The 26608-nt window shown below is 39.7% G+C and carries 19 protein-coding genes; 11 read left to right on the top strand and 8 right to left on the bottom strand.

Annotated elements, in window-relative coordinates:
• Positions 1-29: 29 nt before the first annotated feature.
• The 3 genes from AC012T_RS13995 to AC012T_RS14005 all read right to left on the bottom strand — a co-directional run bounded on the left by AC012T_RS13995 (position 30) and on the right by AC012T_RS14005 (position 3839).
• Complete coding sequence (locus tag AC012T_RS13995; RefSeq protein ID WP_487059192.1) at positions 30-2123, bottom strand: NAD(P)H-quinone oxidoreductase subunit 5; 2094 nt, start codon at positions 2121-2123, stop codon at positions 30-32.
• A 240-nt stretch (positions 2124-2363) separates the two neighbouring features.
• On the bottom strand, positions 2364-2750 hold the full coding sequence (locus tag AC012T_RS14000; protein WP_487059194.1) for a thioredoxin family protein: 387 nt from the start codon (positions 2748-2750) through the stop codon (positions 2364-2366).
• 372 nt (positions 2751-3122) lie between these two features.
• Positions 3123-3839 (bottom strand): NnrU family protein, encoded by a 717-nt coding sequence (locus tag AC012T_RS14005; RefSeq protein ID WP_487059196.1) that lies wholly within the window; start codon positions 3837-3839, stop codon positions 3123-3125.
• A 306-nt stretch (positions 3840-4145) separates the two neighbouring features.
• On the opposite strand from AC012T_RS14005, the gene AC012T_RS14010 reads away from it, so the two are divergent.
• From AC012T_RS14010 to AC012T_RS14030, 5 genes are all read left to right on the top strand, one after another.
• Entirely contained in the window at positions 4146-5159 is a 1014-nt protein-coding gene (locus AC012T_RS14010; protein ID WP_487059198.1) for a LysR substrate-binding domain-containing protein, read from the top strand.
• A gap of 422 nt (positions 5160-5581) precedes the next feature.
• Positions 5582-6961, top strand: a complete 1380-nt coding sequence (locus tag AC012T_RS14015; protein ID WP_487059200.1) for a protein kinase domain-containing protein — start codon at positions 5582-5584, stop codon at positions 6959-6961.
• An 11-nt stretch (positions 6962-6972) separates the two neighbouring features.
• Entirely contained in the window at positions 6973-8382 is a 1410-nt protein-coding gene (locus tag AC012T_RS14020; RefSeq protein WP_487059201.1) for an ABC transporter substrate-binding protein, read from the top strand.
• A 55-nt stretch (positions 8383-8437) separates the two neighbouring features.
• On the top strand, positions 8438-9178 hold the full coding sequence (locus tag AC012T_RS14025; protein WP_487059203.1) for a nitroreductase family protein: 741 nt from the start codon (positions 8438-8440) through the stop codon (positions 9176-9178).
• Between the two features lie 104 nt (positions 9179-9282).
• On the top strand, positions 9283-10353 hold the full coding sequence (locus tag AC012T_RS14030) for a PstS family phosphate ABC transporter substrate-binding protein (protein ID WP_487059204.1): 1071 nt from the start codon (positions 9283-9285) through the stop codon (positions 10351-10353).
• A gap of 73 nt (positions 10354-10426) precedes the next feature.
• Here AC012T_RS14030 and AC012T_RS14035 read toward each other — a convergent pair whose 3' ends face one another.
• Entirely contained in the window at positions 10427-11146 is a 720-nt protein-coding gene (locus tag AC012T_RS14035) for a Crp/Fnr family transcriptional regulator (protein ID WP_013189801.1), read from the bottom strand.
• 310 nt (positions 11147-11456) lie between these two features.
• Between AC012T_RS14035 and AC012T_RS14040 the strand changes: the two genes are divergently transcribed.
• The gene (locus tag AC012T_RS14040; RefSeq protein WP_487059207.1) at positions 11457-12329 is read left to right on the top strand and encodes a DALR anticodon-binding domain-containing protein; all 873 of its coding nucleotides are present in this window, start codon (positions 11457-11459) and stop codon (positions 12327-12329) included.
• A gap of 165 nt (positions 12330-12494) precedes the next feature.
• Here the strand turns inward: AC012T_RS14040 and AC012T_RS14045 are convergent, their stop codons facing one another.
• Positions 12495-13370 (bottom strand): Cof-type HAD-IIB family hydrolase, encoded by an 876-nt coding sequence (locus AC012T_RS14045; protein ID WP_487059209.1) that lies wholly within the window; start codon positions 13368-13370, stop codon positions 12495-12497.
• A gap of 63 nt (positions 13371-13433) precedes the next feature.
• Here AC012T_RS14045 and polA point away from each other — a divergent pair, with 63 nt between their 5' ends.
• The 3 genes from polA to AC012T_RS14060 all read left to right on the top strand — a co-directional run bounded on the left by polA (position 13434) and on the right by AC012T_RS14060 (position 18865).
• The gene (polA, locus tag AC012T_RS14050; protein ID WP_487059211.1) at positions 13434-16361 is read left to right on the top strand and encodes a DNA polymerase I; all 2928 of its coding nucleotides are present in this window, start codon (positions 13434-13436) and stop codon (positions 16359-16361) included.
• Positions 16362-16663: 302 nt separating this feature from the next.
• A complete protein-coding gene (locus AC012T_RS14055; protein ID WP_487059213.1) occupies positions 16664-17782 on the top strand; it encodes a sensor domain-containing diguanylate cyclase in 1119 nt (372 codons plus the stop codon).
• 120 nt (positions 17783-17902) lie between these two features.
• Complete coding sequence (locus tag AC012T_RS14060; RefSeq protein WP_487059215.1) at positions 17903-18865, top strand: alpha/beta hydrolase family protein; 963 nt, start codon at positions 17903-17905, stop codon at positions 18863-18865.
• A 1-nt stretch (position 18866) separates the two neighbouring features.
• Here AC012T_RS14060 and AC012T_RS14065 read toward each other — a convergent pair whose 3' ends face one another.
• The 3 genes from AC012T_RS14065 to cofH form a co-directional block, all read right to left on the bottom strand.
• Positions 18867-20372 carry a family 10 glycosylhydrolase gene (locus tag AC012T_RS14065; protein WP_487059217.1) on the bottom strand — a complete coding sequence of 502 codons (1506 nt, stop codon included), beginning with the start codon at positions 20370-20372 and terminating at the stop codon, positions 18867-18869.
• Positions 20373-20936: 564 nt separating this feature from the next.
• On the bottom strand, positions 20937-21338 hold the full coding sequence (gene psb27 / locus AC012T_RS14070) for a photosystem II protein Psb27 (RefSeq protein WP_487059219.1): 402 nt from the start codon (positions 21336-21338) through the stop codon (positions 20937-20939).
• A 361-nt stretch (positions 21339-21699) separates the two neighbouring features.
• Positions 21700-22863, bottom strand: coding sequence for a 7,8-didemethyl-8-hydroxy-5-deazariboflavin synthase subunit CofH (gene cofH / locus AC012T_RS14075; protein ID WP_487059221.1), 1164 nt, complete (start codon positions 22861-22863; stop codon positions 21700-21702).
• A 276-nt stretch (positions 22864-23139) separates the two neighbouring features.
• On the opposite strand from cofH, the gene AC012T_RS14080 reads away from it, so the two are divergent.
• Both AC012T_RS14080 and AC012T_RS14085 read left to right on the top strand, forming a co-directional pair.
• On the top strand, positions 23140-24831 hold the full coding sequence (locus AC012T_RS14080) for an LA_3751/LA_3752 family putative glycosyltransferase (RefSeq protein ID WP_487059223.1): 1692 nt from the start codon (positions 23140-23142) through the stop codon (positions 24829-24831).
• 26 nt (positions 24832-24857) lie between these two features.
• Positions 24858-26564 (top strand): glycosyltransferase family 39 protein, encoded by a 1707-nt coding sequence (locus tag AC012T_RS14085; RefSeq protein WP_487059224.1) that lies wholly within the window; start codon positions 24858-24860, stop codon positions 26562-26564.
• Positions 26565-26608: the final 44 nt, after the last annotated feature.

Genomic DNA, 26608 nt, shown 5'->3' on the forward strand with positions numbered 1-26608 from the left:
GGGCGGACAAACGCCCACCCCTATAAAAATCAGGTAACACCAAAAACAATTACCAAGCCCAAAACAGCCCCAAATACAATCAAGGCATAGAATTGAACCCGACCATTTTCTAGGTATTTCAACCCTTCTCCACTGACAAGAGTAAAGAAGCCTGTCAGGTTAACAGCACCATCAACAACGCGGAAGTCAACTTCCATCACTTGTCTAGCAACACGACGTAAACCGAGAACAAAAACACGATGATAAATGTCATCAAAGTACCATTTGTTCAAGGATAGTTCGTAAAGAGGCTTGATTTTAGATGCGATCGCAGCGGGGTCAATTTTCCGGGCTAAATACATCAGCACCGCCAAAGTAATACCCACTACAGAAATAGCAATTGAACTACCCGCCATCACATAAAATTCATGGGGGTCAAATTCAGCCGCTTTTTCCATCACTTCCGCCAAACTTTCGTTAGGAGAATAGATGAACTGCTCAAAATAATTGGCGTAGGGAGTACCCACCAAACCAATCAACATGGAAGGAATTGCCAACACCAACAACGGTAAAGTCATTGTCCAAGGGGACTCATGGGGAGAGGTGCTGTGGTGTCCGTGGGAGTCATGGGAGTCATGTGCAGCCAATTCTCCTTTTTTCATTGCCCCTGGGCCAAAGTTAGGGGCTAATTCTGCTGCTACACCTAATTTTTCAGCAGCCGCAGCCGCAGCATTTTTGAGTTGGGTTTTGATTTTTTCGTCATTACCCCGGAATTGCCCTTCAAATGTCGAGAAATACATTCTGAACATATAAAAAGCGGTAATGCCGGCAGTTAGCCAACCAATCAACCACAACAGAGGGTTAGCAGCAAAAGCCGCACCGAGAATTTCATCTTTTGACCAAAAACCAGCAAAGGGAGGAATCCCGGAAATTGCCAAGCAACCAATTAAGAAAGTGATTCCAGTTGCAGGCATATACTTCCGCAGTCCGCCCATTAAGCGCATATCCTGCGCCAATACGGCATCATGACCAACAACGCCTTCCATGCCGTGAATTACCGAACCTGAACCCAAGAATAGCATCGCCTTGAAATAGGCGTGGGTCATCAGGTGAAATAATCCAGCAGAGTAAGCGCCTACTCCCATCGCCATGACCATGTAACCGAGTTGGGAAATGGTGGAATAAGCCAGTCCCTTTTTGATGTCGTTTTGGGTAATAGCGATAGTCGCACCTAAAAACGCGGTAAATGCCCCAGTGAAGGCAATCACGTTCATAGCTGCGGGAACGTTTTCAAATACCGGGTACATCCGGGCAATCAGGAACACACCTGCTGCCACCATTGTTGCCGCGTGGATGAGGGCAGAAATGGGGGTGGGGCCTTCCATTGCATCTGGTAGCCAGACGTGGAGGGGAAATTGAGCAGATTTAGCAACTGGGCCGAGGAAGACAAGAATTGCTAACACGATGGCGAGGAAATTGCTCACAGAACCGGTTTCGACTAGTTCAGATAAGCGATCGCCCATAATCATGAAATCAAAGCTTCCTGTCGCCCAGAACAGCCCTAAAATGCCAAGTAATAGACCGAAGTCACCTACCCGGTTCGTGACAAATGCCTTTTGACAAGCATCTGCTGCTGCCTTGCGATCGTACCAAAAGCCGACTAGGAGGTAGGAACACATCCCTACCAATTCCCAGAAAATATAAACTTGTACCAGGTTGGGGCTGACCACCAGACCCAACATTGAGGAACCAAACAAGCTGAGATAGGCATAAAACCGCACGTAACCTGGGTCATGCGCCATGTAGCCATCAGTGTAAATCATGACTAAGAAGGCTACTGTTGTCACAATCACCAGCATTAAGGCTGTCAGGTGGTCAATAGTGTAGCCCATTGTCAGGTGAAAATTACCTGCTGCGGCCCATTCCAAGGTACGGAGATAAGGCTCATGTCCTTGAATTTGACTCCACAGCAAGGCCAGCGATAGCCCCATAGCTGCTCCCATCAGGGAGATGATTACCACAGCGTTAAGCTGCCGCAGGCGATTTGTCACCTGATTTAACGAGATTAACCCTAGACCGACCAGCATTGCTCCTAAAAGAGGTAATACTGGAATCAGCCAGGCATACTGATAGATTACTTCCATCACTGACGCCTACTTTTATAATTCTTGACTAAGTTAGGATAGTGCTGCGGAAGCTTCCTTTGCAGGCAACTGTCCAGGTCGGAACTGTTAATAATTGTGACACACACCCTAGAGGATAAAATACCCCACCTATGAAGCTCTTGGTGGGGTGTTAAGCATGGTTTTAGATTTGGGGACTTTTTACTGGGTAATTGGTGATTGAGAAAATCATCTTTGCCAACCTGCTGCTTCTGCCTCCCATCAAACTGTGCGGCATTCTAAGTCCGCTGTTTTGGGGATACTGTATATTTTATGGTTAGTAATGTAGCTTAGTTTTATTTCTTCTAAGGCCAGACGTAAATCGTCTCTACTGCGAAAACCTTCTAAGCGCTGTCGGACTATACCTTTTTCAATCAACAGTAAAGTTGGTAGTGACTTAAGTCTATAAGTGGTAGATAGCTTGAAATTCTGGTCGGCGTTAACTCCCACAAGTTTAATTTCGTCGCCGCATTGAGCTTGAAATTGTAGCAACAAAGGGTGGATGATGCGACACAAGCCACACCAAGGAGCCTCAAAATTAACTAACACAGGAATTGGAGATTCTAAAACTTCTTGAGTAAATGTCCGCTCACTGACCGACAACACCATGACGCCTCTTGATTTATAGGGTTTTTATATCAAAGTAACTAGCATTAGCAGGGATTGGCAAGTCAGTCTTTAGGAATATTAGCGCTTATAATTACAGTATGGATATGTAATAATTCATCGCTTTTATGGTTGTGCTGACAAAAAAGCCACCGTGAATGTCGCGCTGGCTTTTGTTGATGTTTAACTCCTGATTGCCGTTTCCTCCCCAGGAAAGTAACTTGACCAGCAACTACCAAATATAAAATCTCAAACTAACGGAGGAAAACCCCACTGAAAGCTATTTGAATTTATCCTACATTGATTTGGTGGTATTTGATAACCGGGCATTTTTATTAAATTAGTATTTATTGTGATCTTGGGGATCACTAAAAACTACCACGCTATCCTACTAGTTGCTACGACTAACAAGGGGTGTGACCACCAAAACAAAGCGACAAAAATGGCAACTCCCAAGTAAGCAGGACGCAGAAATTCTTCCCATTTGAGAGATTGACGACCATCAAAAATTGCTTGAAAGGGAATAATTGAAGTTCGCTGTTTAACTACTTCAAATGCTTCTCCATAGCGATCGCGCAAACGACGATCTCCATGCCAAACCCCAAAGAGGTGATGTAGCACTAAACCCAGTGATGTGACTAGGGTAAAAGTAGTCCCTAACCAGAGGGTATGGGCAACGCACCAAATCACTTGTCCTACCATTTGCGGATGGCGAGTAATCCGCATAATTCCTGTCTCGTAGAGACGAACTTCTGGCTTTTGAATAGCCGCAATTTCTAGTAAATTGAAGGTGGCAGGGTATAAAAACAAAAACGAAATCGCTGATAGCACCCAAACTACTACTTTTACTCCCGGTATACCTTGCACTTGCCACAGTTGCAAGCCATCATAACGGTGGTTAAAAAAGTAAACAATTAATATTCCTGCTAAGGGTAAGCTAACTAATGCAAATAAAATGCGATAAAGTCTTGGTCCGATGTATTTTTCTGCCCAAGGACGAAGGGCTGCGCCTCCGCTGTGAGCGATCGCAAATGCTAATTGTAGCCCCAGCATGACAAAATAACTGGAGGTGAACCAAGGATTCGGCATCATAGACACAAGTGAAGTAATCTTAAAGAAAACTAAATTCAGTACCACCAATACCACAAAGTATGCACAAGGAGACTTTAGTCAAGATGTTGTGGTAACGTCTTCTTGGTGTCAAGCCTCGAAGTTGAAAATGCAATACAACTAATACCACTTAGTGTTTAAAAGAGAACTTTATTCAGGATGTTGTGGTAATGTCTTGTTCAAGTAAAGCTTCTACCTCGAAGATGCAATAAATTATACTCGGCTTATAGCTGTAAAATTTGATTTATTGCCAAATCCGCTCCTTTCAAAGTTTGTGGGTTGAGCCTTATGTCTGACCTTCCTTTCACTTTAGATCAGTTACGCATTCTCAAAGCGATCGCGGCAGAAGGGAGCTTCAAACGCGCCGCTGACAGTCTTTACGTCTCCCAACCAGCAGTCAGTTTGCAAGTCCAAAACCTGGAACGCCAACTGGATGTCCCCTTATTTGATCGGGGAGGACGACGCGCCCAATTAACCGAAGCAGGGCATCTACTCCTGAGCTACGGTGAAAAAATCCTCAGTCTGTGTCAAGAAACTTGTCGCGCTATTGAGGATTTACAAAATCTCCAAGGTGGTACTTTAATTGTCGGAGCTTCTCAAACTACCGGCACTTATCTTTTACCGCGCATGATTGGAATGTTTCGACAAAAATATCCAGATGTGGCGGTACAATTACACGTCCACTCTACCCGTCGCACGGCTTGGAGTGTGGCAAATGGACAAGTTGATTTAGCGATCATCGGTGGCGAGATTCCCGGAGAACTGGCAGAATCTTTGGAAATCGTTCCTTACGCTGAAGATGAACTGGCGCTGATTTTACCAACATCCCATCCCTTTGCCAAACTCGAAACCATTCAAAAAGAAGACCTATATAAACTACAATTCATTGCTCTAGACTCCCAATCTACTATCCGCAAAGTCATTGATCAGGTATTAGCACGCTGTGAAATTGATACTAGACGTTTTAAATTTGAAATGGAACTAAATTCCATTGAAGCTATTAAAAACGCTGTGCAATCTGGATTGGGTGCAGCTTTTGTCTCTACTGCTGCGATCGCTAAAGAATTACAAATGGGTGTGCTGCATCGTGTTCCTATTGAAGGCGTTATTGTCAAACGCACTCTGTGGTTGATTGTTAATCCTAATCGCTATCGTTCTAAAGCCGCAGAAGCCTTTAGTCAGGAAATCTTACCCCAATTTGCTACTCCTGGATGGGATGGAGATACGTTAAAATTATCACACAAGGATTTAGCGGTAGCTACATTAGATACACTAATGCCCAATTCATCTGACGCAGAATAAACATTTTGTCAAAGGTCAATAGTCAGTAGTCAAAAGTAAATATAGCAGGAGTCAGAATTCAGAGTTGAAGAAGGAGTCAGGAGTCAGTAGCCAGGAGTCAGAATCAAGACGCTCGTTCCTCGCTAACGCTGCGCTATCAGTCGAAGATACCCTGCTTCCCCAGCTACAGACCTGCGACTGATTATTCGCCCTTGGCGTTCCCGAAGGGTAGACCACCAAATGGTAGATTTGGTGGGGGTCTTAAACCCGGTTATTCATCTGCCACTCGCACAGAATACCCAACTGAATTCTGACTCCTGACTCCTGACTCCTGAATTCTGTTCGATAAAACCCTGTCATTTATTGATATCCTAATCACCCTGTCCATTGCTGTAGCTAATGACTAGTGACTAATGACTAATGGTCAATGACTAAAAACTAACATGGAAGTTTACTGCACTCGTCCACGCTGCCCGCGCCCAAAAAATTATTTTGCCGATTTAGATAATCTAACAACGCTAAAAACTACACAACAAAAATACTGTACTAGTTGCGGAATGCCGCTGTTGTTAGATGGTCGCTATGTTCCTACGAGTTTACTCGGCAGAGGAGGTTTTGGAGCCGCCTTTTTAGCAAGCGATCGCCGGATTCCAGGAATGCGTTTATGTGTAGTCAAACAATTCCAGCCGGCAGGCAACTTAACATCAGATCAACTACAATTAGCACAAAATTTATTTGAAAGAGAAGCAGAAGTTTTAGCACAAATAGGTAATGAACATAAACAAATTCCTGACTTATTTGCTTTCTTTCCCGTCGTAGTTCAGGGTTTACAACCAGGAACTCAAGACCAGTTTTTTTATTTAGTCCAAGAATATATTGATGGGCAAAACTTAGAAGAAGAATTAGCTCAAAATGGCAATTTTTCCCAAGTCCAAGTACTAGAAATACTCAGAGAAATTCTCCCAGTCCTGACATTTATCCACGATAGAGGCATTATCCACAGAGACATTAAACCCTCTAATATCATGCGTCGTCGAGATGGCACACTATTTTTACTAGATTTTGGTGCAGTTAAGTTAGTCGCAAATGCTCCTTCTGGTGCTGCTGGTTCCACAGGAATTTATTCTATGGGGTTTGCACCACCAGAACAAATGTCAGGAAGTCAAGTATTTCCATCTACAGATTTATATGCTTTAGCTGTTACCCTCATCACTTTAATGACTGGTCAAGAAGCAAATAAACTTTTTGATGCCTACAGCAACCAATGGAAATGGCGTTCTCAAATCAAAGTCAACCCCAGACTTGCTGATATTTTAGACAAAATGCTGCTACCTGCTGCTAGTCAACGCTTTCAGTCAGCCCAGGAAGTCCTAGAAGCCCTTTCTCCTCCCTCGGTTCCTCCAACAGCACCACCACAAATACAACCACCCCCGTTAATACCACAGCCACCACAACAAACAGTACCAGTTCAACCAGCCTTTGCTACCTGGGAATTATTGGCAGGAGCGGCTTTTAGCGGTTTTGAAGGGGCATTAATAGCGATCACACTTTTGAGTTTAGTCAAAAATCCAATCATCACTTTGGCAATTGCTTTTGTGGTTTTGGGTATCATCATTTTTAGCCAAACTAAACGCTGGCTAGAAAAATATGACTTGTTAATTATTGCGGGAATCAGTTTGGCAATTATATTTTTCTTCCCTTATTTACGGGGAGGTATTGTCCTTCAACAAGTAGTTATTTTAGCGGTTGCTGCTGCCTTAGTAAGCATTGCTATGACAACCATATTTAGACTAATTTATAAATTATTATCTTCAATACTTTAAAAACATACTTTATGTCCCAAAAAAATGAAACCAAAGTTTTAGTTATATCTCTGCTGTTAACAATTGGCATACTGGGTGGTGGTATTTGGTTTTTTGTCAATAAAGCTGGAGTGAAATTTGAAAATGCCAATACTCCTAATCAAACAAATAACAACCAACCAATAAATGAACGAATTAGCTTTGGAGAAAAAAGTTTAACTATTGGCAATATTTCTCCAGCCAAAAAAGATGGGATACAAGCAATAGCTAATCAAAACTATGAAAAAGCAATTGCAGATTTCACAGCCTCGCTAAAAAACAATCGTAATGACCCAGAAGCATTGATATATCTGAATAATGCCCGCATTGGCAACGGCAAAAACTATACTATAGTTACATCTTTACCTATGGGTAATAACACCAATGCCGCATTAGAGATTTTACGGGGTATGGCTCAAGCTCAAAGTGAAATTAATACTGCTGGAGGTATTAAAGGTGTACCTTTAAAAATAGGAATCGCCAACGATGAAGATAATCCCGAAATATCCAAACAAATTGCCGCCACGTTAGTCAAAAATTCTGATGTATTAGGTGTAATTGGCCCCAATACCAGCGATACAACTTTAGCCGCAGGTACTGTTTATAATTCTGGAGAACTTGTCGCCATTTCTCCTACTAGTACTTCAGTAAAAATTTCTAACTTTAGTCGCTATGTTTTTCGCACTGTTCCTAGTGATTTTATGGCTGCTAGAAACCTAGCGAATTACATGGTAAAAAAATTACAGAAAAAAAAGGCAGTCGTTTTCTTTAATTCCCAAAGTAACTATAGTCAATCTTTAAAATCTGAATTTGTTTCCTCTCTAGCATTGGAAGGTGGACAAATATTCAGGGAGGTTGATTTATTTGAAGGGAATTTTAGTGCAGCTAAAAGTGTAGAACAGGCAATTCAGGAAGAGGTAGAAGTGTTAATGTTAGCAACTAATACCGACACTTTAGACAAAGCACTGCAAGTAGTTCAGGTGAATCAAAAACGCCTGACTGTTATGGGAGGTGATGATGTTTATACTGTAAAAACTTTAGAAGTTGGTAGAGAACAAGCAACAGGAATGGTAGTGGCTGTTCCTTGGCATATTGACGGTGATTCTAAATCAGATTTTCCCCAAAAATCCCGGCAGTTATGGGGTGGTGATGTGAGTTGGCGTACTGCCCTCGCATATGATGCCACAAAAGCCTTTATTGCGGCGCTAGAAATTAATCCTACCCGGTCTGGAATTCAACAAGCTTTACTTTCGTCAGATTTTTCTACTACAGGTGCTTCTGGGTCAATTCGCTTTTTACAATCAGGCGATCGCAATGCTCCAGTCCAACTTGTGAAAATTGTTCCCGGTAATCGTTCCCGCACTGGGTATGATTTTGAGCCGATACGAGACAATTTAAAATAATTCGTAATTTATAATTCATAATTTGTAATTAAGTTATGTGTTGGGGCTTGATACTTTGACACATACAGAAGAAGTCAGGAGTCAGGAGTCAGAAGTAAAACTGCCTTTGTGTATAGGTTGCAATTTAGATTTTGTACCTCCTAACTACGCAAACTGCTGTAAGTTACTGGGAATTAAATTACCAAACTGTTGTTCAAGAGAAAAAATCATGGAAAAACTAGCTAATCCCCAATATCCAATTCATCAGTTGCTGCAACAACGCTGGAGTCCCTTAGCCTTTGCAGACAAACAGATAGAAGCAGAAACACTTTGCAGTTTATTAGAAGCGGTGCGTTGGTCTGCTTCTTCCTATAATGAGCAACCTTGGTATTTTATTATTGCCACTCAGGAAAATCCAGAAGAATTTAGCAAGCTGCTGAGTTGTCTAGTAGAACCAAATCAAGTATGGGCAAAGAATGCTCCTGTTCTCATGATCTCGGTAGCCAAACTTAATTTTGAAAAGAATGGACAACCGAATCGTCATGCTTTTTATGATCTAGGAGGAGCAGTTTGCAGTCTTGTTATTCAAGCAACTTCCTTCGGCTTGTTTGCTCACCAGATGGCAGGATTTGATGCATCTAAAGCGCAAGATTTATATAGCATTCCAGAGGGATATGAGGCAGTAAGTGCGATCGCAATTGGTTATCCAGGCGATCCCCAAGCGCTATCTGAACAATACCAACAGCGTGAATTTGCGCCGCGACAACGCAAACCCCAACAGGAATTTGTATTCACAAATACTTGGGGTAAAAATTAAAACCTATGTTCTAGATAGAATTCAGATTGGTAAATCCAATCTGAATAAAGTTTTATGAGAATATTTGAAAAATAAATTAATACTTTAAATACATCGGACTTTGCATGACTCAAAAAAATGAAACGCTTATTCTCGCCTTATCTCTGTTAACGACAATATCGCTCATAGGTGGCGGTTTTTGGTGGTTTACCAGAAAGTCAAATGTTGACCTAGATCAAATTATTAGCTCTCAGTCAAGCAATTCTAGCTCTAGTAATCAAAATCAAACCCAGAATACATCAAAAAACTCTCAAGGTACAACATTTGCTAATGTCCAAAATGTCCCTACAGGATTATTCAACTACGGTGGTAGTACTTCTTGGGCCCCAATTCGACTGGCAATAGATCCAGCACTTCAAGCAGCAAGGCCAGAGTTCCGGCTACGTTATGTACAACCCAGTAATGCGACTGCTGGCTCTGGTACAGGCATACAGTCATTAATTGATGGTCAACTAACTTTTGCTCAGTCCTCACGACCGATTTTAGACCAAGAGTTAAATCGCGCCCAGCAGCGTGGGTTCAAACTCAGTCAAATTCCTGTAGCTATTGATGGGTTAGCTGTAGCCGTGAACCCTAATCTGAATATCCCAGGATTGACTATAGATCAACTTAAATCTATCTACACAGGCAAGATCAATAATTGGAACCAGGTCGGTGGTCCCAATTTGTCAATCAAGCCGTATTCTCGTCGTATCAGTGATGGTGGTACAGTTGAACTTTTTGTCCAAGACATTTTGGGTGGTCAAGCTTTCAGTCCCCAAGTAGAGTTTATCTCTACGACCACCCAAGCCTTAAAAAAGGTGGCTGATAGTCCTGGTGGCATCTATTACGCTTCTGCCCCAGAGGTTGTTCCTCAATGTTCCATTAAACCCTTGCCTTTGGGGCGAATGCCAGGGCAATATATTGCTCCCTATCAAGAACCATTTGTTCTCCCTAATGAGTGTCCTGATAAACGGAATCAATTGAACATCAAGGCTTTTCAATCAGGAAAATACCCGATTACCCGAAATCTGTTTGTGGTGGTCAAACAGATTGGTCAAACTGAGGAGCAAGCAGGTGTTGCTTATGCTAACTTACTGCTAACAGAGCAGGGACAGGAACTAATTACCCAAACTGGGTTTGTTAAAATCCGCTGACTCCTGCTGTTGATGGCTTCAACAATGGCAAATACCAAACTTACACGCTTCCAAAGTGGCTTCTAAGTGCGCCTTAGTTGGTTCTGTTAATCGACTCTGCTGGTAGGCAAATCAAATTATCCCCTTGAGTGAGGATTAGTCCGCGTTGACGCAATTTACCCATTAAGCGGGTGACAGTGACGCGCGTTGAACCAATAGCACTGCCAATTTGAGCATGGGTGAGTGGGAAAGGTAGGCAATAACCGCGAATGACATCGGGATCGGTTTCACTCATTGCCGGTTCTCCATATTCCTCAATTAACAAGGTGAGAAATCCTAGAAGCCGGTCAATTGTGCGCCTTTGTCCCAAGGCACTTAGCCACAAAAGCTTACGCTGGTGTTGATACCTAAAGGCATCCATAACTTCACGACGGAAATGAGGCCAGTTATCTAAATCATGCCAGTACATCCATAGCACCGCAGTTTGGTCAACGTGGGCGTAAGACTGGAGTGTGAATGGTGACTGAGCAACAATTTCAAAAGGTTGCCCTGCTCCCACAAAACCCAAAAAAGCTTCTTCTGGAGTTCTATTGATGCGTCGTGATGTTAGCTGACTGGCAGTGGCACTAACTTGGGCGGTTCCTACCATTCGGATCGCACCTCTCTGGACTAAATATAGCAATCCGGGTCTGGCTGGAATGCGCTCATCTTTGCTGAAAGTGCGGCAGCGGTAGTGTTCTTGAGCCCAATCAAGAATTCGTTGCCAAGTTAAGAAAGGCCGTGATGCCTCGGAAAAGGAGGATTGAGATTGCATAGGTAACAAAGAGCGTTCGGCTGAAGACAAAGACTAAATAAAAAGGTGCAAGGAGTGTCTTTGTGTTAACAGGGTAGGCTTAACGCCTAACAGCGTCAGCTATCCAAAGTGTAGAAAGTCAATTTACTCTCTACTCTTTTGTTATACTTCTTACTGTACAATGAGGGTAGTAAAGTTTACTAATCATTCATCAATTATTCATCAAATTTTATCCTATTCTCATTTTTCTTTACCTAGACTAAACTTCTATCTAAAGGTGGATGGAACAGGATAAAATGGTGATAATCGAAAAAGTTCCCCAAACAACTACGTGCATCATTGGCTACTTTTTAAGAAGTATACCTCAATTAAACATTTAGTATATATCCATTTAGTGAAATTTCTAAGTGTTTATACTAAGGATGAGGAAATTCTAGGCATAGGAAAGGGAAAAATTCCTCTATATCAAGGTGGAGATAGTGAAAAATTTTTATATATTTCTAGCGTAGCTATAAAACTTTCTCTATCTGACAATTCAAAAGCGATGCTTATTGCCAAGCAACTTGCTAGTTATCTATCGGCAAATTGCAGTAAAATTTTTAGCGTTAAAATAGTCCCCCCTGGTTTAATTCATATAGAACTCACTTATCCTGCTTTAGCTGCTTGGTTACATAGTCTAACGACTGGGGACTGGGAAGAGGAAAGGGAGCAGGGAGCAGGGAGCAAGGGTGAAAATACCTCCTCCCTTCTGGAAAATAAAAATAACTTTTTTACAATTCAATATGCTCATGCACGGTGTTGTTCGTTATTACGATTAGCTCACCGAGAGGGATTGATTCAACTTGTAGATAATCGGGTTGATGTTGGGTGTGTCTTGTCTGCACAGGCTATACCCTGGTTAAATTCTGATCAAAAACTATGTCTTCATCAACCAGATGAGGTTCGTCTGATTCATAACTTGGTAAAATTAGTAGACGATTTGGTATTCCCTGATTCTCAAAGTTCTGTTAACTGGGAAAAAGCAGCACTAAAATTGAGCCAAGCTTTTGAGCGCTTCTGGTGTAATTGTCGGATTTGGGGTGATGTGAAAATTAATTCCTTGGAGTTAGCCCAAGCTAGACTGGGATTGTTGATAGCTACTCAGTTGGTTTTAAAGTCTGTGTTAGAAACAAAATTGAGGGTTTTTGCACCTCTAGAGTTATGATTTTGCCTTTTTTACCGAATAAATTTTAGAGCTATTGACGTAATGCTTCTTGTCCGCTATATTATCAGGTGTGTGAGGAGCGAACCAGCAAGGACACCGAGACGAAACACGGCCAGTCGTCGGTGTCCTTTCTGATGTCTATGAGTAGTTATTGAGCGAATTTTGCTAGGAAAGCAAAAACTTTTCTATAGCGATCGCACTTCCATGATTCTCTACGCTTGGTGCTACCCAATTAGCGATCGCTTGCACTGGATCGGGAGCGCTACCCATAGCCACACCAATACCTGCATATTCCAGCATTTCTACATCATTAAAGTTATCCCCAATAGTCATCACATTATCTCTTTCTAGTCCCAGCAGTTCTTCTGCGAGGTAACGGACAGCAGTTCCTTTATTCACAAATGGATTAGCTGCTTCTAAGAAAGTAGCCACGGATGTTGTCATATAGAGTTCTGCGGGTGTGTATTGAAGACGTAAATTACCCAAAAGTTCTTGAATTAAATTTGCGTCGTCACACAAAGCTAAAACCTTGGTAGGTTCATCACTCAAAACTTGACGCAAATCACCAACGGGAATAGGGGTTACACCACAACGTTCTGAATAAAGTTCAGTTTCTGTAGTTATTTCCCGCACATAGAGTTGGTCATTGATGTAAAAATGGACGGAGAGTAAAGAACGTAATTGCGGCTGTTCAAAGTAGTCTAGTAATTGCTGGGTAATTTCTCTAGGAACAGCTAAATGACGATGAATTTTTTGATTCTTTGGGTCTTGAATCCAAGCTCCTTGATAGGCTACAAGCGGTAAAGTAGATTTAATGTCTTGATGAAACCGCAAAGCTGAACAGTACATCCTACCAGTGGCTATGGCTACATGAATACCTTTTGCTTGTACTTTGGCGATCGCATCCTTGACAGTTTCACTCACCTGGTTATCGTGACCTGCGATCGTACCATCTATATCTAATACCAGTAGTTTAATATCTTTTCCAACTTGAGCTAGATTGCTAGTTGATGATAAATCAGTAGTAGATGCTTTATGCATAAATTCCCCAGCATTGAACTTCCAGTTAGAGATTAACAGGCGATCGCACTAGTTAAAATAGGTATGTCCCAACATTCGGTTAATCAGTTGATTTCAGATTCCCCAACTACAACCAGTCCCACCATCATCCTCGTAGATGGACATTCACTAGCTTATCGTTCCTACTTCGCTTTTGCTAAAGGTAAAAATGGAGGACTACGCACAAAAGCGGGAATTCCTACCAGCATTTGTTTTGGCTTTCTTAAATGCTTGCTGGAAGTAATGACAACACAACAGCCACAAGCAATGGCCGTAGCTTTTGACTTAAGTTTACCAACTTTCCGTCATGAAGCTGATGATACTTATAAAGCCGGACGTGCAGAAACACCAGAAGACTTTATTCCTGACTTAGCAAACCTAAAAGAATTGCTAAATAGCTTAAATTTACCAGTTTTAACTGCCCCCGGTTACGAAGCAGATGACGTTTTGGGAACTTTAGCACAAAAAGCTGCTGCGGCTGGATATCGGGTGCAAATTCTTTCGGGTGATAAGGATTTATTTCAACTAATTGATGCTGACAAAGGGATTACAGTTTTAAATTTTAGTCCAGATGCATTAAAACGTTCTGCAAATAGCATCACTGAATTTAGAGCAGAACAAGTTAAAGAAAAATTAGGAATATTACCCACACAAATTGTTGATTACAAAGCACTTTGTGGTGATCCATCAGATAACATTCCTGGAGTCAAAGGAATTGGCGAAAAAACTGCGGTAAAACTGCTAAATAACTATAACTCTCTTGATAATGTTTATGCAGAAATAGAACAATTTCAAGGTACAATTAAACAAAAATTAATTGAGGGAAAAGAGAATGCAGAAAAATCACGATTTTTAGCGCAAATAGTTGTTGATGTCCCCATAGAAGTTGACTTAGAAGATTGTAAATTAACAGGATTTGATAGCAGCATCATTACCCCTATTTTAGAGAAATTAGAATTTAATAACTTTTTAGATAAAATCAACGAACTGCAACTTAAATTTGGTGGAAAAGTTGTAGAAAAAAAGACATCCGAAGCAATTAATAATGAAGATGATGATTTGTCTTTCTTCAGTGCTGCGGAAACAGCAGAGGCTAAAAAACAATCTGCTTCGCCAATTCAACCACAAATCATTAATACAGAAGCTAAATTAATCGAATTAGTCAAACTATTAAAAACATTCACTAATCCAGAAATACCAGTTGCTTGGGATACAGAAACCACCGCATTAGAACCAAGAGACGCAGATTTAGTGGGAATTGGTTGTTGTTGGGGAGCAGAACCTGATGCAGTGGCTTATATTCCTTTAAATCATAAAATTGGTAATAATTTAAATCAAGATTTGGTCTTAGCTGCATTACGTCCAATTTTGGAAAGTGCTGATTATCCTAAATCTTTACAAAATGCTAAATTTGACCGTTTAATTCTGCGGTGTCAGGGAATTAATTTGGCAGGAGTGGTGTTTGATACCATGCTGGCTAGTTATTTGATAAATCCAGATAGTAGCCATAATTTAACTGACTTATCACAACGATATTTAGGATTAAGAGCAACAAGTTATTTAGATTTAGTTCCTAAAGGCAAAACCATTGCTGATATAGATATTCCGTCTGTTGCTGATTATTGCGGAATGGATGTTTATGCAACATTTGGTTTAGTACCAAAATTGCGGGAAGAACTAGAAAAAACTCCGGCTTTAGATAAACTATTGCAAGAAGTAGAACAACCGCTAGAAGAAGTTTTAGCAGAAATGGAATATACAGGAGTGAGAATTAATTCAGATTATCTCAAAGAACTTTCTCAGCAGTTGGAAACAGAATTAGCAAAATTAGAAATAACAGCAACTGAAATTGCAGGAGAAAAATTTAATTTAGGTTCTCCCAAACAAATGAGCTACATTTTATTTGAAAAATTGGGATTAAGTACCAAATATTCCCGCAAAATTCAAACAGGTTATTCTACAGACGCAGCGACTTTAGAAAAACTCCAAGAAGTTGATGAAACTGGTTTTGTGGATGCGATTCAGGAATATCGGACTTTATCAAAATTAAAATCTACCTATGTGGATGCTTTACCAGTATTAGTTCATCCCAAGAGTCAACGCTTACATACAGATTTTAATCAAGCTGCAACTTCAACGGGTAGGTTATCTTCTTCTAATCCAAATTTGCAAAATATCCCTATTCGTACTGCTTTTAGTCGTCAAATTCGCAAGGCGTTTTTACCTGAATCAGGTTGGTTAATGGTAGCTGCGGATTATTCACAAATTGAGTTAAGAATTTTGGCTCATTTGAGTCAAGAAGAAATTTTAGTAACAGCATATCAACAAAATGAAGATATTCACACTGTCACTGCAAAATTAGTTTTTGAAAAAGAAGAAATAACATCAGAAGAACGGCGTTTTGCTAAAACAATTAATTTTGGTGTAATTTATGGAATGGGTTCTCTCAAATTTGCACGTTCAACAGGTGTAGATAAGAATGTTGCTAATGAGTTTATTAAGCGATTTAATGAAAGATATCCTAAGGTGTTTGCATATTTGGAGGAAGTCAAAAAACAAGCTATTTCTCAAGGTTATGTAGAAACTATTTTGGGTAGACGGCGTTATTTTGATTTTACTAGTAATAGTTTACGTGAGTTGAAAAATAGGAATATAGAAGATATTGATTTGAGTAAGTTAAAGAATTTAGGTGCTTATGATGCGGGGTTATTGCGCTCTGCTGCTAATGCACCAATTCAAGGTTCTAGTGCTGATATTATCAAAATTGCAATGGCGCAATTACATAAAGTTTTAAAACAATATCAAGCACGGTTGTTGTTACAAGTTCACGATGAATTAGTGTTTGAAGTTCCTCCACAAGAGTGGGAAGAATTGCAACCACAAATTAAATCGCTGATGGAAAATGCTGTTTCTTTAAGTGTGCCTTTAGTTGTTGATGTGCGTGCAGGTGACAACTGGATGGAAACAAAGTAATACAATTGCGTAGTTATAGAATCTAGGCATAACTAAATATGCAACAGCACTAGAGCGTATTAATTAATCGTATCTTTGAGATAACTTTTATGATAGCAACAAAAACTACATAAAGATTACATAGTTTTTATACCATTTTAAAAAATTTACTTTAAACTAGCCTAATAGGTATTAGATGAGCTAGTAGCAATAAAAGCTGTTTGTTAATGTGTCTAGGACTTATGCACTATACAAATTGGACATGAGATGAATCGACGATAATAGGTTTTACAGGCTTTTGGGACAACATAAACGAGGTGTACATGAAAAAAACCAATGTTTTTTCACCATTGTCTGGTCCAATACTGTTTGATACAGAAAGTAATGCGACTAGGCAATACTTACAGGCAATGGAACGTTTATTATTAGTAGTTCAAGACCTTTCTCTTGCCCGGACTTTAGACAGGATCATGGAAATTGTGCGGGTAGCTGCACGAGAATTAACGGCATCCGATGGAGCCAGTTTTGTACTTAGAGACAATGGTTTTTGTTACTATGCTGATGAGGATGCGATCGCACCACTCTGGAAAGGTCAGCGATTTCCTATGAATATTTGTATTGGTGGTTGGGCAATGTTGAACCATCAAGCCGCAATTATTGAAGATGTGAGTGTTGATGAGCGTGTTCCTTATATTGCCTATCAACCTACATTTATCAAGAGTATGGTTATGGTTCCAATCCGCACTCAAGAACCAATAGGAGCTATTGGGACTTATTGGGCAACTTTCCATCAGCCTACTTTAGAAGAAGTCAAAGTGTTGCAGGCATTGGCAGATATTACATCCATAGCGATTGAGAATGTAGAAGTCTATTCACAATTAGAACAGCGAGTAAAAGAACGTACTCTTGCTCTAGAACAAGAAATTGAAGAACGAAAAGCTGCTCAAGCTGAAGTGCTGCATCTATCTCTAACTGATGAGTTAACAGGATTATACAACCGTCGAGGATTTTTTGTATTAGCAGAACAACAATTAAAATTAGCCCAACGAACTCAAATTCCTACTTGTTTAATGTTCATTGATTTAGATGGACTCAAACAAATCAATGATCAATTGGGACACGAATTTGGTGATTTTGCTATATTGGCATCTGCAAATTTAATCAACCAAACTTTTCGTACTTCCGATACTTTGGGTAGATTAGGGGGTGATGAATTTGTGGTACTTTTCCAAAGTCACGACCTCAATGTTGAGGTAATGATTCAGCGACTACAATCTTCTATTGATAAGTATAATCAGTCCGGTGATAAGCCGTTTGTTGTGTCAATGAGTATAGGGGTGGTTGATTATAACCCTAATGAACCAGTTCCTCTAAGTCATTTGATTACTATGGCTGATGAACTAATGTATAAACATAAACGTGCTAAGAAAAAGGTTGTATAACGTGATTTCAATTACTTATGGTGTGACACTTAGGTAAGTCCTACAATACTAGCTCTTTCAGGGTGATTAACGCATATCATTAGTATAAAATACATTATTTATGTTATTAAATAGCTAAATATGCCTATTTACGGTGCTGATGCGATTAATTTTGAAGGTGTGAATGGGGAAAGATACTGGTTTCATGAACCACACTCTTACACTGCTGTAGCGGATATTGATAACACATTAAGTGGTTTTCCCGTGGCAGTTTTTCTTCCTAGCCATCGGCCTGTACAGGATACACCCTTAATAATTGGCTTACAGGGGATGTGTGCGCCATATAGCTGGAATAATTTTATTGTCCCGACGCTGACACAAATGGGCATAGCCGTGGCTTTATTTGATACGCCCTTTGCAGGTGAACGTAGTTTGGTGCGGACATCTACTGCGGTGGTGGAAAACGAAATTAAGCCTTTAGTTGACAGAGGTATCCCATTTAATACAGAACTTTTATCAAAAATATTTCAACAGACAGCGGTAGATATTACCAGCATCCATCAATTTTGCTGTGAAAGATATGGACTTAATAGCCGTTTGGGTTTGTTTGGGGTGAGTATGGGAGTTTTATTTAGTTCCTATGCTTTTACTGCTCATGGAATTGGGGAAAGGTTATTAGGTACAATTGGTCATGCGAATCTGCAAACTTTTGCTAGTAGTTGGGGTTATTCGATTTTGCCAGATTTAGCTGCTTCTGGTTTAGGAACATTAGCAGAAAATATTTTGGCAAAAGTGCAACCACGATTAAAACCTGTGGTGCAGATGCTCAAATTAGCGAAAGATTTGAAATACCCTGATAAATATGCTCAAATCTGCAACCCGATGACTTATATTGAGCAAGTGAAATCACCTCGACGGGTGAGATTTTTAGTAGGTGCTAATGACCCGATTGTAAATGTTAAGAATGCTCAAGCTTGCGCTCGATGTTTCCCAGATGGTGATTGTTATGTAGTTCCGGGTTTAGGACATGGAAACAGAAAATCCGGCCCGACATTTGTTGATCATGTGCGTTACTTTTTGGGTACGCAATTAGGTGATTGGTAGTTTATTGATTGCGGCAGAATTTGCGATCGCCATCATGTTCAGGATATTGCCAAGAATAAGCAAAATGACTCACTCCCTTCAGTTGAGGCGAAAATTGGCGTAGTGCTTGCATTTGCGCTTCTAAGGATGGACGATTACTAATTGATTCTCCCCATTTACCAGCTAAAGCTGGAATCACATTTGTGCCTGGTTGTGCTGCACTTAAAACCCGTTCTACCTGTGCTGCAATACAACTAGCATTATTATCTCCACAGGTTGCATAAGCCATAGGATGCCATTCTAAAGAACTAGGAAAACGATCCCAAGGTTGTAAACGGGAATCATAACCTTGTCCTACAGCTTGATTACCATCGGAGAAAAACACTGCCCCAGCGGGAATGCCTTGCTGCTGTGCTGGGTAACTAGCTAAAGCTACAAAATCTATTATTCCTTGCATAGCATGGGCTACACTCAATTGCCACAACTCCAATTGCAGAATTTTTTGTCTTTCGGTTGCGGTTAATAGAGACTTTTGCGCTGGTGGAATATTGCGTCCTTCCCAAAGCGGTTCACCTTCTTGAGGATAAAGTTTATCGACTTGACCTATATCTCCTGCGGTGATGTATCCCCTACTTAAAAAGCGACGAATTAATTCCAATCCTTTAGCATTTTTAGCGCGACGAAATAAAGCTTCTTGAATTGCTGGAGTAAATAACCATAAATCGGAAACTTTAGTGGCTATAGAATCGCTTCCTGCTTGTCGAGGATAGCGCACATAGTCAAATAAAAGCCCATCTGGCCGACGACGCAGGATTTCTTGTACCATGCGGTAATAATCGGTTTTTGCTTGGGTGTTGTAGGGGTCAATGAATATTTGAGAACGGTTATCTACAACCTCTATACTGTTTTGGCCTTTACCATTGCGAGCGATCGCATCTTGTCTACTAGGAATCTGGCTGTATGTATAGCCAAAATTCATGGTAAACATCCAAGCATATACCTTCAAACCACGCTCTTGCCCTTTTTTAATCGCTGCTTCTAGCAAATCAATTCTTTCTGCACCAACCGTCCGAATTACCGCTGGCCAAACTGTCGGATTTGCTGCTGCTGGCAATAACACCTGTCCGTCATAAAATGCTTCTAAATAAACTTGGTTATAGCCACGGCTGACAATTCGATCCATAATCTGATCAATTGCTCCCGGCTGAGTGTCACAGGGATACAAACGCAACCAAATAGCTTGAGTTTGAGGCCAATTACGTGTGCGGCAATTTTGTAATTCTTGTGCGTGTTGTTTGACAAGTTTTTGATAGCGTTTTTGATGATCTTTTTTGCCTCTAAGTGCTGACAGCCTGAGGTTTTCTTTTTCTTGGATTGCTTTGGCAGATAACTGACAATATTGGCTTATTTGCGCCCTTGCTGGTTGAATCCCCACGCTGGGAATTAATAAACTACTGCTAAAAAGGAGAGTGAAAAGACTTCGACAAAATAATATTGGTTTTGTAAATTTCAAGGGACTTTCAGACATATAGAACATTGAATTGACGAAACAATTATCGACTCTAAATAATGAATTAAGAGCCATATTTTTCAAATCTTTTTCTTGTAATTGAGATAAAAGCTAATTTTTATAGACTTATAAATTCTTATTTTTGTTGCCAAAATTATTGATAAAAATACATTTTCAAGTAAGAATTTAGGAGTTCGGAGTTCGGAGTTCGGAGTTCGGAGTCAGGAGTCAGGAGTTAGGAGTTAGGAGTTAGGAGTTCGGAGTTCGGAGTTCGGAGTCAGGAGTCAGGAGTTCGGAGTTCGGAGTTCGGAGTCAGGAGTTCGGAGTTCGGAGTTCGGAGTCAGGAGTCAGAAGTCAGAATGCTTATGAAATGAAGAATAGAGAGAAGTAAGATTTTATCAAAATCATCAAATTTGACAAAAAGCCTTTATTTTCATGACTTGAAGTATTCTCTATCTTGAATATTTACAGTTTCAACCCTATGTTTAACTAAATTTGTTATGAAGTAGCCAAGAGTAAAAAATGCAAAGTCAAAATTTGGAACTTTGAATTTTTAGCTCTTGACAATCAAATAGGTGATCCTTAACTACCACGCTTTAGCGCTATTTCTACAAGGTTTAACTCCTTCTCTAGACGAGTTTTGAGCTTTTCAGGGACGGGACGATTTGGATAAGAACTGTAGTGTCCAGCTAAAGCGTTGAGGGCTGTTCGCATGGTTGTAAAGGAGCTAAGGGCTGAAACAGAAGAATTAGCTCGTTGGTAGCGAGCAGAAAAGTCATTAATTTGTTGACGTGTGGCTGCTTGAAGTTCTGCTTTATTTGGGGATTCTTGTGATACATCTAGAGCCTGTCTCATTGTATTAACTAGAGTCAAGGTATCTTGACGATAATCCCCAGTCAATCCATCAGGAGTACCAGAACATCCCATTAAGCCGATGCTTAGAACCAAAACTAGAGCAAGTAGACGCGACCAATAACGCTTCATATGCATTAATCAAAACAATACGTAAATTAACGTCCATCCTATCTCGGATTGGTATCCTGGAGATAGAGTGAGAAGAAAGGGAGCAGGGAGTAGTTCACAAGGGTAGGTTTTTAATATTGTCTGTGAAGGTAAGACTGTGAAGACAAGGAGGGAACGTAGACAAGGAAGATTTTATACGGATAATGGTCTGTTGACGGGCTATTCTTGTTGCTAATCATGCAGAGTTTGTCAAGTTTTCCACCCTTTTCACCTTGTCAGCCTTGTCCCCCAAGTCTTGCTCTCTCGACAATGTAAAAAACCTACACCTGTGAGGTAGGGGGCAGGGGAAGAGTTTTCCCAATTACCTATTACCTATTACCTATTACCCATTACCAATTTTCTGATATAAAGTATTCCGTTCTTGGTAAGATCTTTTTAGGGAAGCGTTGCCTGCGGTTAGCGAAGCGATCGCTTTTTGTAAGGTTTCAACTTCCATACAAGTTCCACCTATAGCCCCGGCCATGGTGGTGATATGTTCTTCCATCAATGTGCCACCGATATCATTGCAACCCCAAGTTAATGCTTCTATCGCTCCATCTAGCCCTAATTTTACCCAACTCGGTTGATGGTTAGGGATGCAATTTCCTAAATAAATTCTCGCTACAGCAGTTAGTAATAATGCATCCTTTAAAACTGGTTGATCTCGTCCCACACGACGACGTAAGGATTTAGGGGCTTCTTGTCCCACAAATGGTAAGACAATAAATTCTGTAATTCTGGCTGGGTATTCTTGCGCGATCGCATTTTGTTGGAGCGATCGCAATTTTTCTAAATGTCCAATTTGTTGTTCTGGGGTTTCAATATGCCCAGATAACATGGTGCTAGTGGTAGGTACACCTAATTTATGCGCCGTACTGACGATTTCTAGCCACGTAGCCGTATCAATTTTTTCTGGACATAGTACCCTGCGTACCTCATCATCCAACACCTCAGCGGCTGTTCCTGGCATAGAACCAACACCAGCATCACGCAAAGCTGTAATCACCTCAGCATAAGAAATTCCATCTAATCTGGCGATAAACTGGACTTCTTGGGGAGAAAATGCGTGTAGATGTAGCTGGGGAAACTCCTGCTTGATGGTTTCTACTAGTTTGAGGTAGTAAGGTAAAGATTTCCCGTTGATTTGTGCTTGTGGGTGTAATCCCCCTTGCATACAAATTTCTGTTGCTCCTCGACGCACCGCATCAGTAGATTTTTCCAGAATCTGCGCCCAACTTAACCAATAAGCATCAGCATCACCATCATCCCGCCGGAAAGCACAAAAACTACAATGCTGTTCACAGATGTTGGTAAAATTAATGTTGCGATTAATTACATAAGTGACTGTATCACCAGCTTGAGTGCGACGAAGTTGGTCAGCAGTAGCTCGAATAGCTGCGATCGCTTCTGGGTCTTTTTGTTTCAATAATACAACACCATCGCATGGTGATATATTATACCCATTTAAAGCTAAGTTAAGAATTTTATCAATAGTTATATTAGGCACAGTTCATCAAACGTAAACTACTTATTTCATTTTCGCAATAAATTCAAAAATTCAACTTGTAATGTTATATTAGACACTAACCTTTTGATTATGCTAAGTCTTCTACAAAATTGATTATTTAAATCTAATCATAATCCACTAACTTTACTATCTTGACAGATTAGCAGCAATTTATATGCCTCATTGGTTTTTGTGTATAAATTTAGATATTTGTAACCAAGACTGAAAATAATTGAATTTGCTAGATATTGACAATAATCATCCTTTTATTAGTGTATGTATAAATTAAAAGTAAATGCGTCATTATTAATAATCTTATCTGGTGTGATTTTTTCCTTATACTTACTATCTCAAATACCAGATGAAATTTACTATAGCGGTGATGGTGGACTCAAAGCATTATTAGCCAAACAAATTAGTTCTGGTAAGCTGCACTTTAATTTAGACCTGTCTGCACCGCAATGGGTACATAATCTCTGGAATAATGGACTATATCCTTTTGAAGCACCATTTAGTTACAAAATTTCTAATCTTTACTATATAACATTTCCCTTTACATTTCCCCTCGTCACCGCACCATTTTATGCTCTTTTTGGTTTCAGAGGTTTTTATATAATTCCTCTAGTTTCTACATGGTTGATCTGGTTTAGTTTTGATCGACTTTGCCAATTTTATAAACTAAATCAACTAATAACAGCCATAGGATTACTCACTCTAATATTCGCTTCTCCATTAACTATGTATAGCGCCATGTATTGGGAACATACACTTGCAGTATGTTTAGCTTTCAATGGGTTGCTGATTATGTTAACTAAAGGAGCAAAAGATTTTTCCACAAAAAATTCAGTCCTCAGTGGCATATTAATTGGTCTATCAGTCTGGTTTAGACCTGAATTTCTGGCATTAGTAGCTATTGTAATTATGTTAGTTATTACATCATATAGCAATGCTATTGGATTTATGAACGGAATTTTGAAAACGAACCGCAGAGAAGCAGAGAAGGCAGAGGAAGATAAAAAAGGGGTGTTCGCATCTTATTTAGGATTGCTATATCTCGATTTAATAACTATTCTCAAAAGTAAACAAATAATATTTCTTGCCAGTCTGATATTGACTGTGTTGTGTTTCTTTGCCTTAAATAAGATTATTTATAACCATCCTTTAGGCGCTCATGCCTTCCAAGTAGTAGAAAATTTTTCACTGCAAGCAAGACTATTAAAGTCTGTGAAATTTTTTAATGAACTGAGAAATAACTTACTCCAATATTTCCCTATTATCTATTTTGCAATTCCAGTTTTGATGATTTCTTTATTTAGGAAAAATATCAATTTTACTCCAGCAATTAAACAAATATTATTAATATCTATTTTATTCCTTTGTTTAGTACCTGTACTCATTCCTAGTGACGGAGGTAAACAATGGGGATCAAGATTTTTATTAGTCCTCATCCCATTACTTAATTTCATCGCCATATCTTGTTTGGATAGAACATGGAAGATTAAAAAATTTGGGATGAAATATATTAGCAGCGGTATTTTTGTAACTTTATTTATACTTGGATTTCACCTCAATACAATTCAAGGTACTATAAATTGTTACCAACAAGGCAAAATAGAAAATCTGGCTGTACTTGATTTCTTACGGAAAGATAGCAATAAAATTGTAGCTGTTGCTAACCAGTATGTTGGTCAAAGTTTTGAAACTACCTTCAAGCAAAAAATCTTTTTTCTGACTAAAAAACCTGACGATTTAAGTAAATTAGGTTTGGCATTACATGAACAAAGCTATGAGAAATTTATTTATATATGTCCTGTTTATGATAAATGTTTTTCTTCCCCACAAATACCTGATAAATTAGAATTGTCTGCCAACCAGAAAAATGTAACTATTCAATTCAAAAAAATCATCCAAAATAAAAGATACAGAATAGAAGAAGCAACGATTATTGAAAATCAACCAAAAGCCTGATTTATAAAAATAAGTAAATTTAAAAAATGAAAACAGACTCACCAGTTAATCACCTCAAAAATCTTGTATCTGTAGAAAATATATCTCTGATTGTTATTGCTTTAGCAGTTTTGCTGCGAATTATCAATCTGGGAACTAGAGAATTTTGGTATGATGAGGTTTTATCTTTATTACTTTCTACCAGTAAAAACAATGCCTACAAAATGCCTGGAGATGCACCAGTAGTATTAGCAGAATATACATCCTTATTGCGTTTACCTGTTGAGTCCAGTATTCGTGACTTTTTTTTAAATATCAGGGATTTAATTAAAAGTCTATTAGGGGCAGAACCTCATCCACCAATATTCTTTTTAAGTCAGCATTTTTGGCTGCGTCTTTTTGGCAACAGCGAAGCAGCGATGCGAAGTTTAAACACATTAATTAGCATTGCTGCTATGGGTGGGGCTTATGGTTTAGGAAAATTTATTTTAGGACATCGGGGCGGATTATTCTTGGCTGCACTGTTAGGAATAAGTCCTTTTTACTTATTTCATTCTCTAAATTTCAGGATGTATGCCCCCCTTGTATTGTGGGCAGTATTAAGTGCATGGTCACTATTGCATCTTATTGAACAACAAAATTCTCAAAATCCCCAAAGTCGTCGTAGTCAGATCTTCTGGAATGGACTTTTAATTGTCTCCAGTGCTGTTGGTTTGATGACTTTTTATTTATATGCCTATTGGCTAATAGTTTTAGGAGTATTGGTACTCTATTTAGATAGAAGACATTGGTTACAGCATGGTTTGCGCTTAGGTGCTGGAGTTTTATTAACCATGCCTTGGGTGTTGTGGGGTACAATCAAGCAACTACGTAATGCTGACTTAGATCGTTTTGGTAACGCCAAGGCTACATTACCTCCCTTGTTAAGACACTTACAGGATTTTACTAACACTTTGGGTACTGACGTACTTATAGGAGACTGGGCAAGTAGTTTAGACCCTATGATTATTACTGTAGCTGGTGGTTTGGTAATCTTGCTATTTTTAGCCGTTAGTATTCATCTCTGGCGAAAAGGTGAACAGAAAAACTTAGGTACAGTTTTAATATTAGGAATTTTGCCGTTATTACTAGCTTTGTTAGTAGATATCGCTACGAAAAAGTTTACCTTGGGTTTTGGGTTTGGACGGACAATGATCATTATTGTCCCAGGTTGTTTATTATTAATAGCTTTGTGGGTAGAAAAAGCAGTTGCTAAACAATGGCGTACCTTGGCAGCTGCTGGTGTGTTGTTGGTGTATCTAACTATTAGCGTTGGTGACTTGAGTTTGCGACATCGTTCAGTTTTTCGTCCAGTTACCGAATTAATTGCCCAAGATGCAAATCAGCCCACATTAATTGCTATGAATTCCAAAGCTTGGGGTCATGTCATGCGTGTGGCTTATTATATTCCCACCCAGTATCCTGTTCTGCTTCTTTCTCAAAAGCCGTCAGAACTAGCTGCTTCTTTAGAAAAAGTTCTGAGGGAAGAACCAACAAAATATGCTCGGATCATTTGGTTAGACAGTGCTAATCCTTTATGGTCACGTTTAAAAACAGAAGCGGAAGTAGAAAGGGAACAACAAAAAATTCAACAAGTTTTGTCATCTCAATTTCAGTTAAAAAATACTCAAAATCTATTAGGTACAATGCCCCTTGACCAATTTACTGCCAAGCTTTACACTCGTTCCCTGAGTCAGGAAGCTAAAAAACCTTAGTTCGGAGTTCGCATTTAGTCAGAGTTTTTAGACGACGTTGGCAG

The sequence above is a fragment of the Anabaena sp. EIM26 genome, assembly GCF_057568715.1.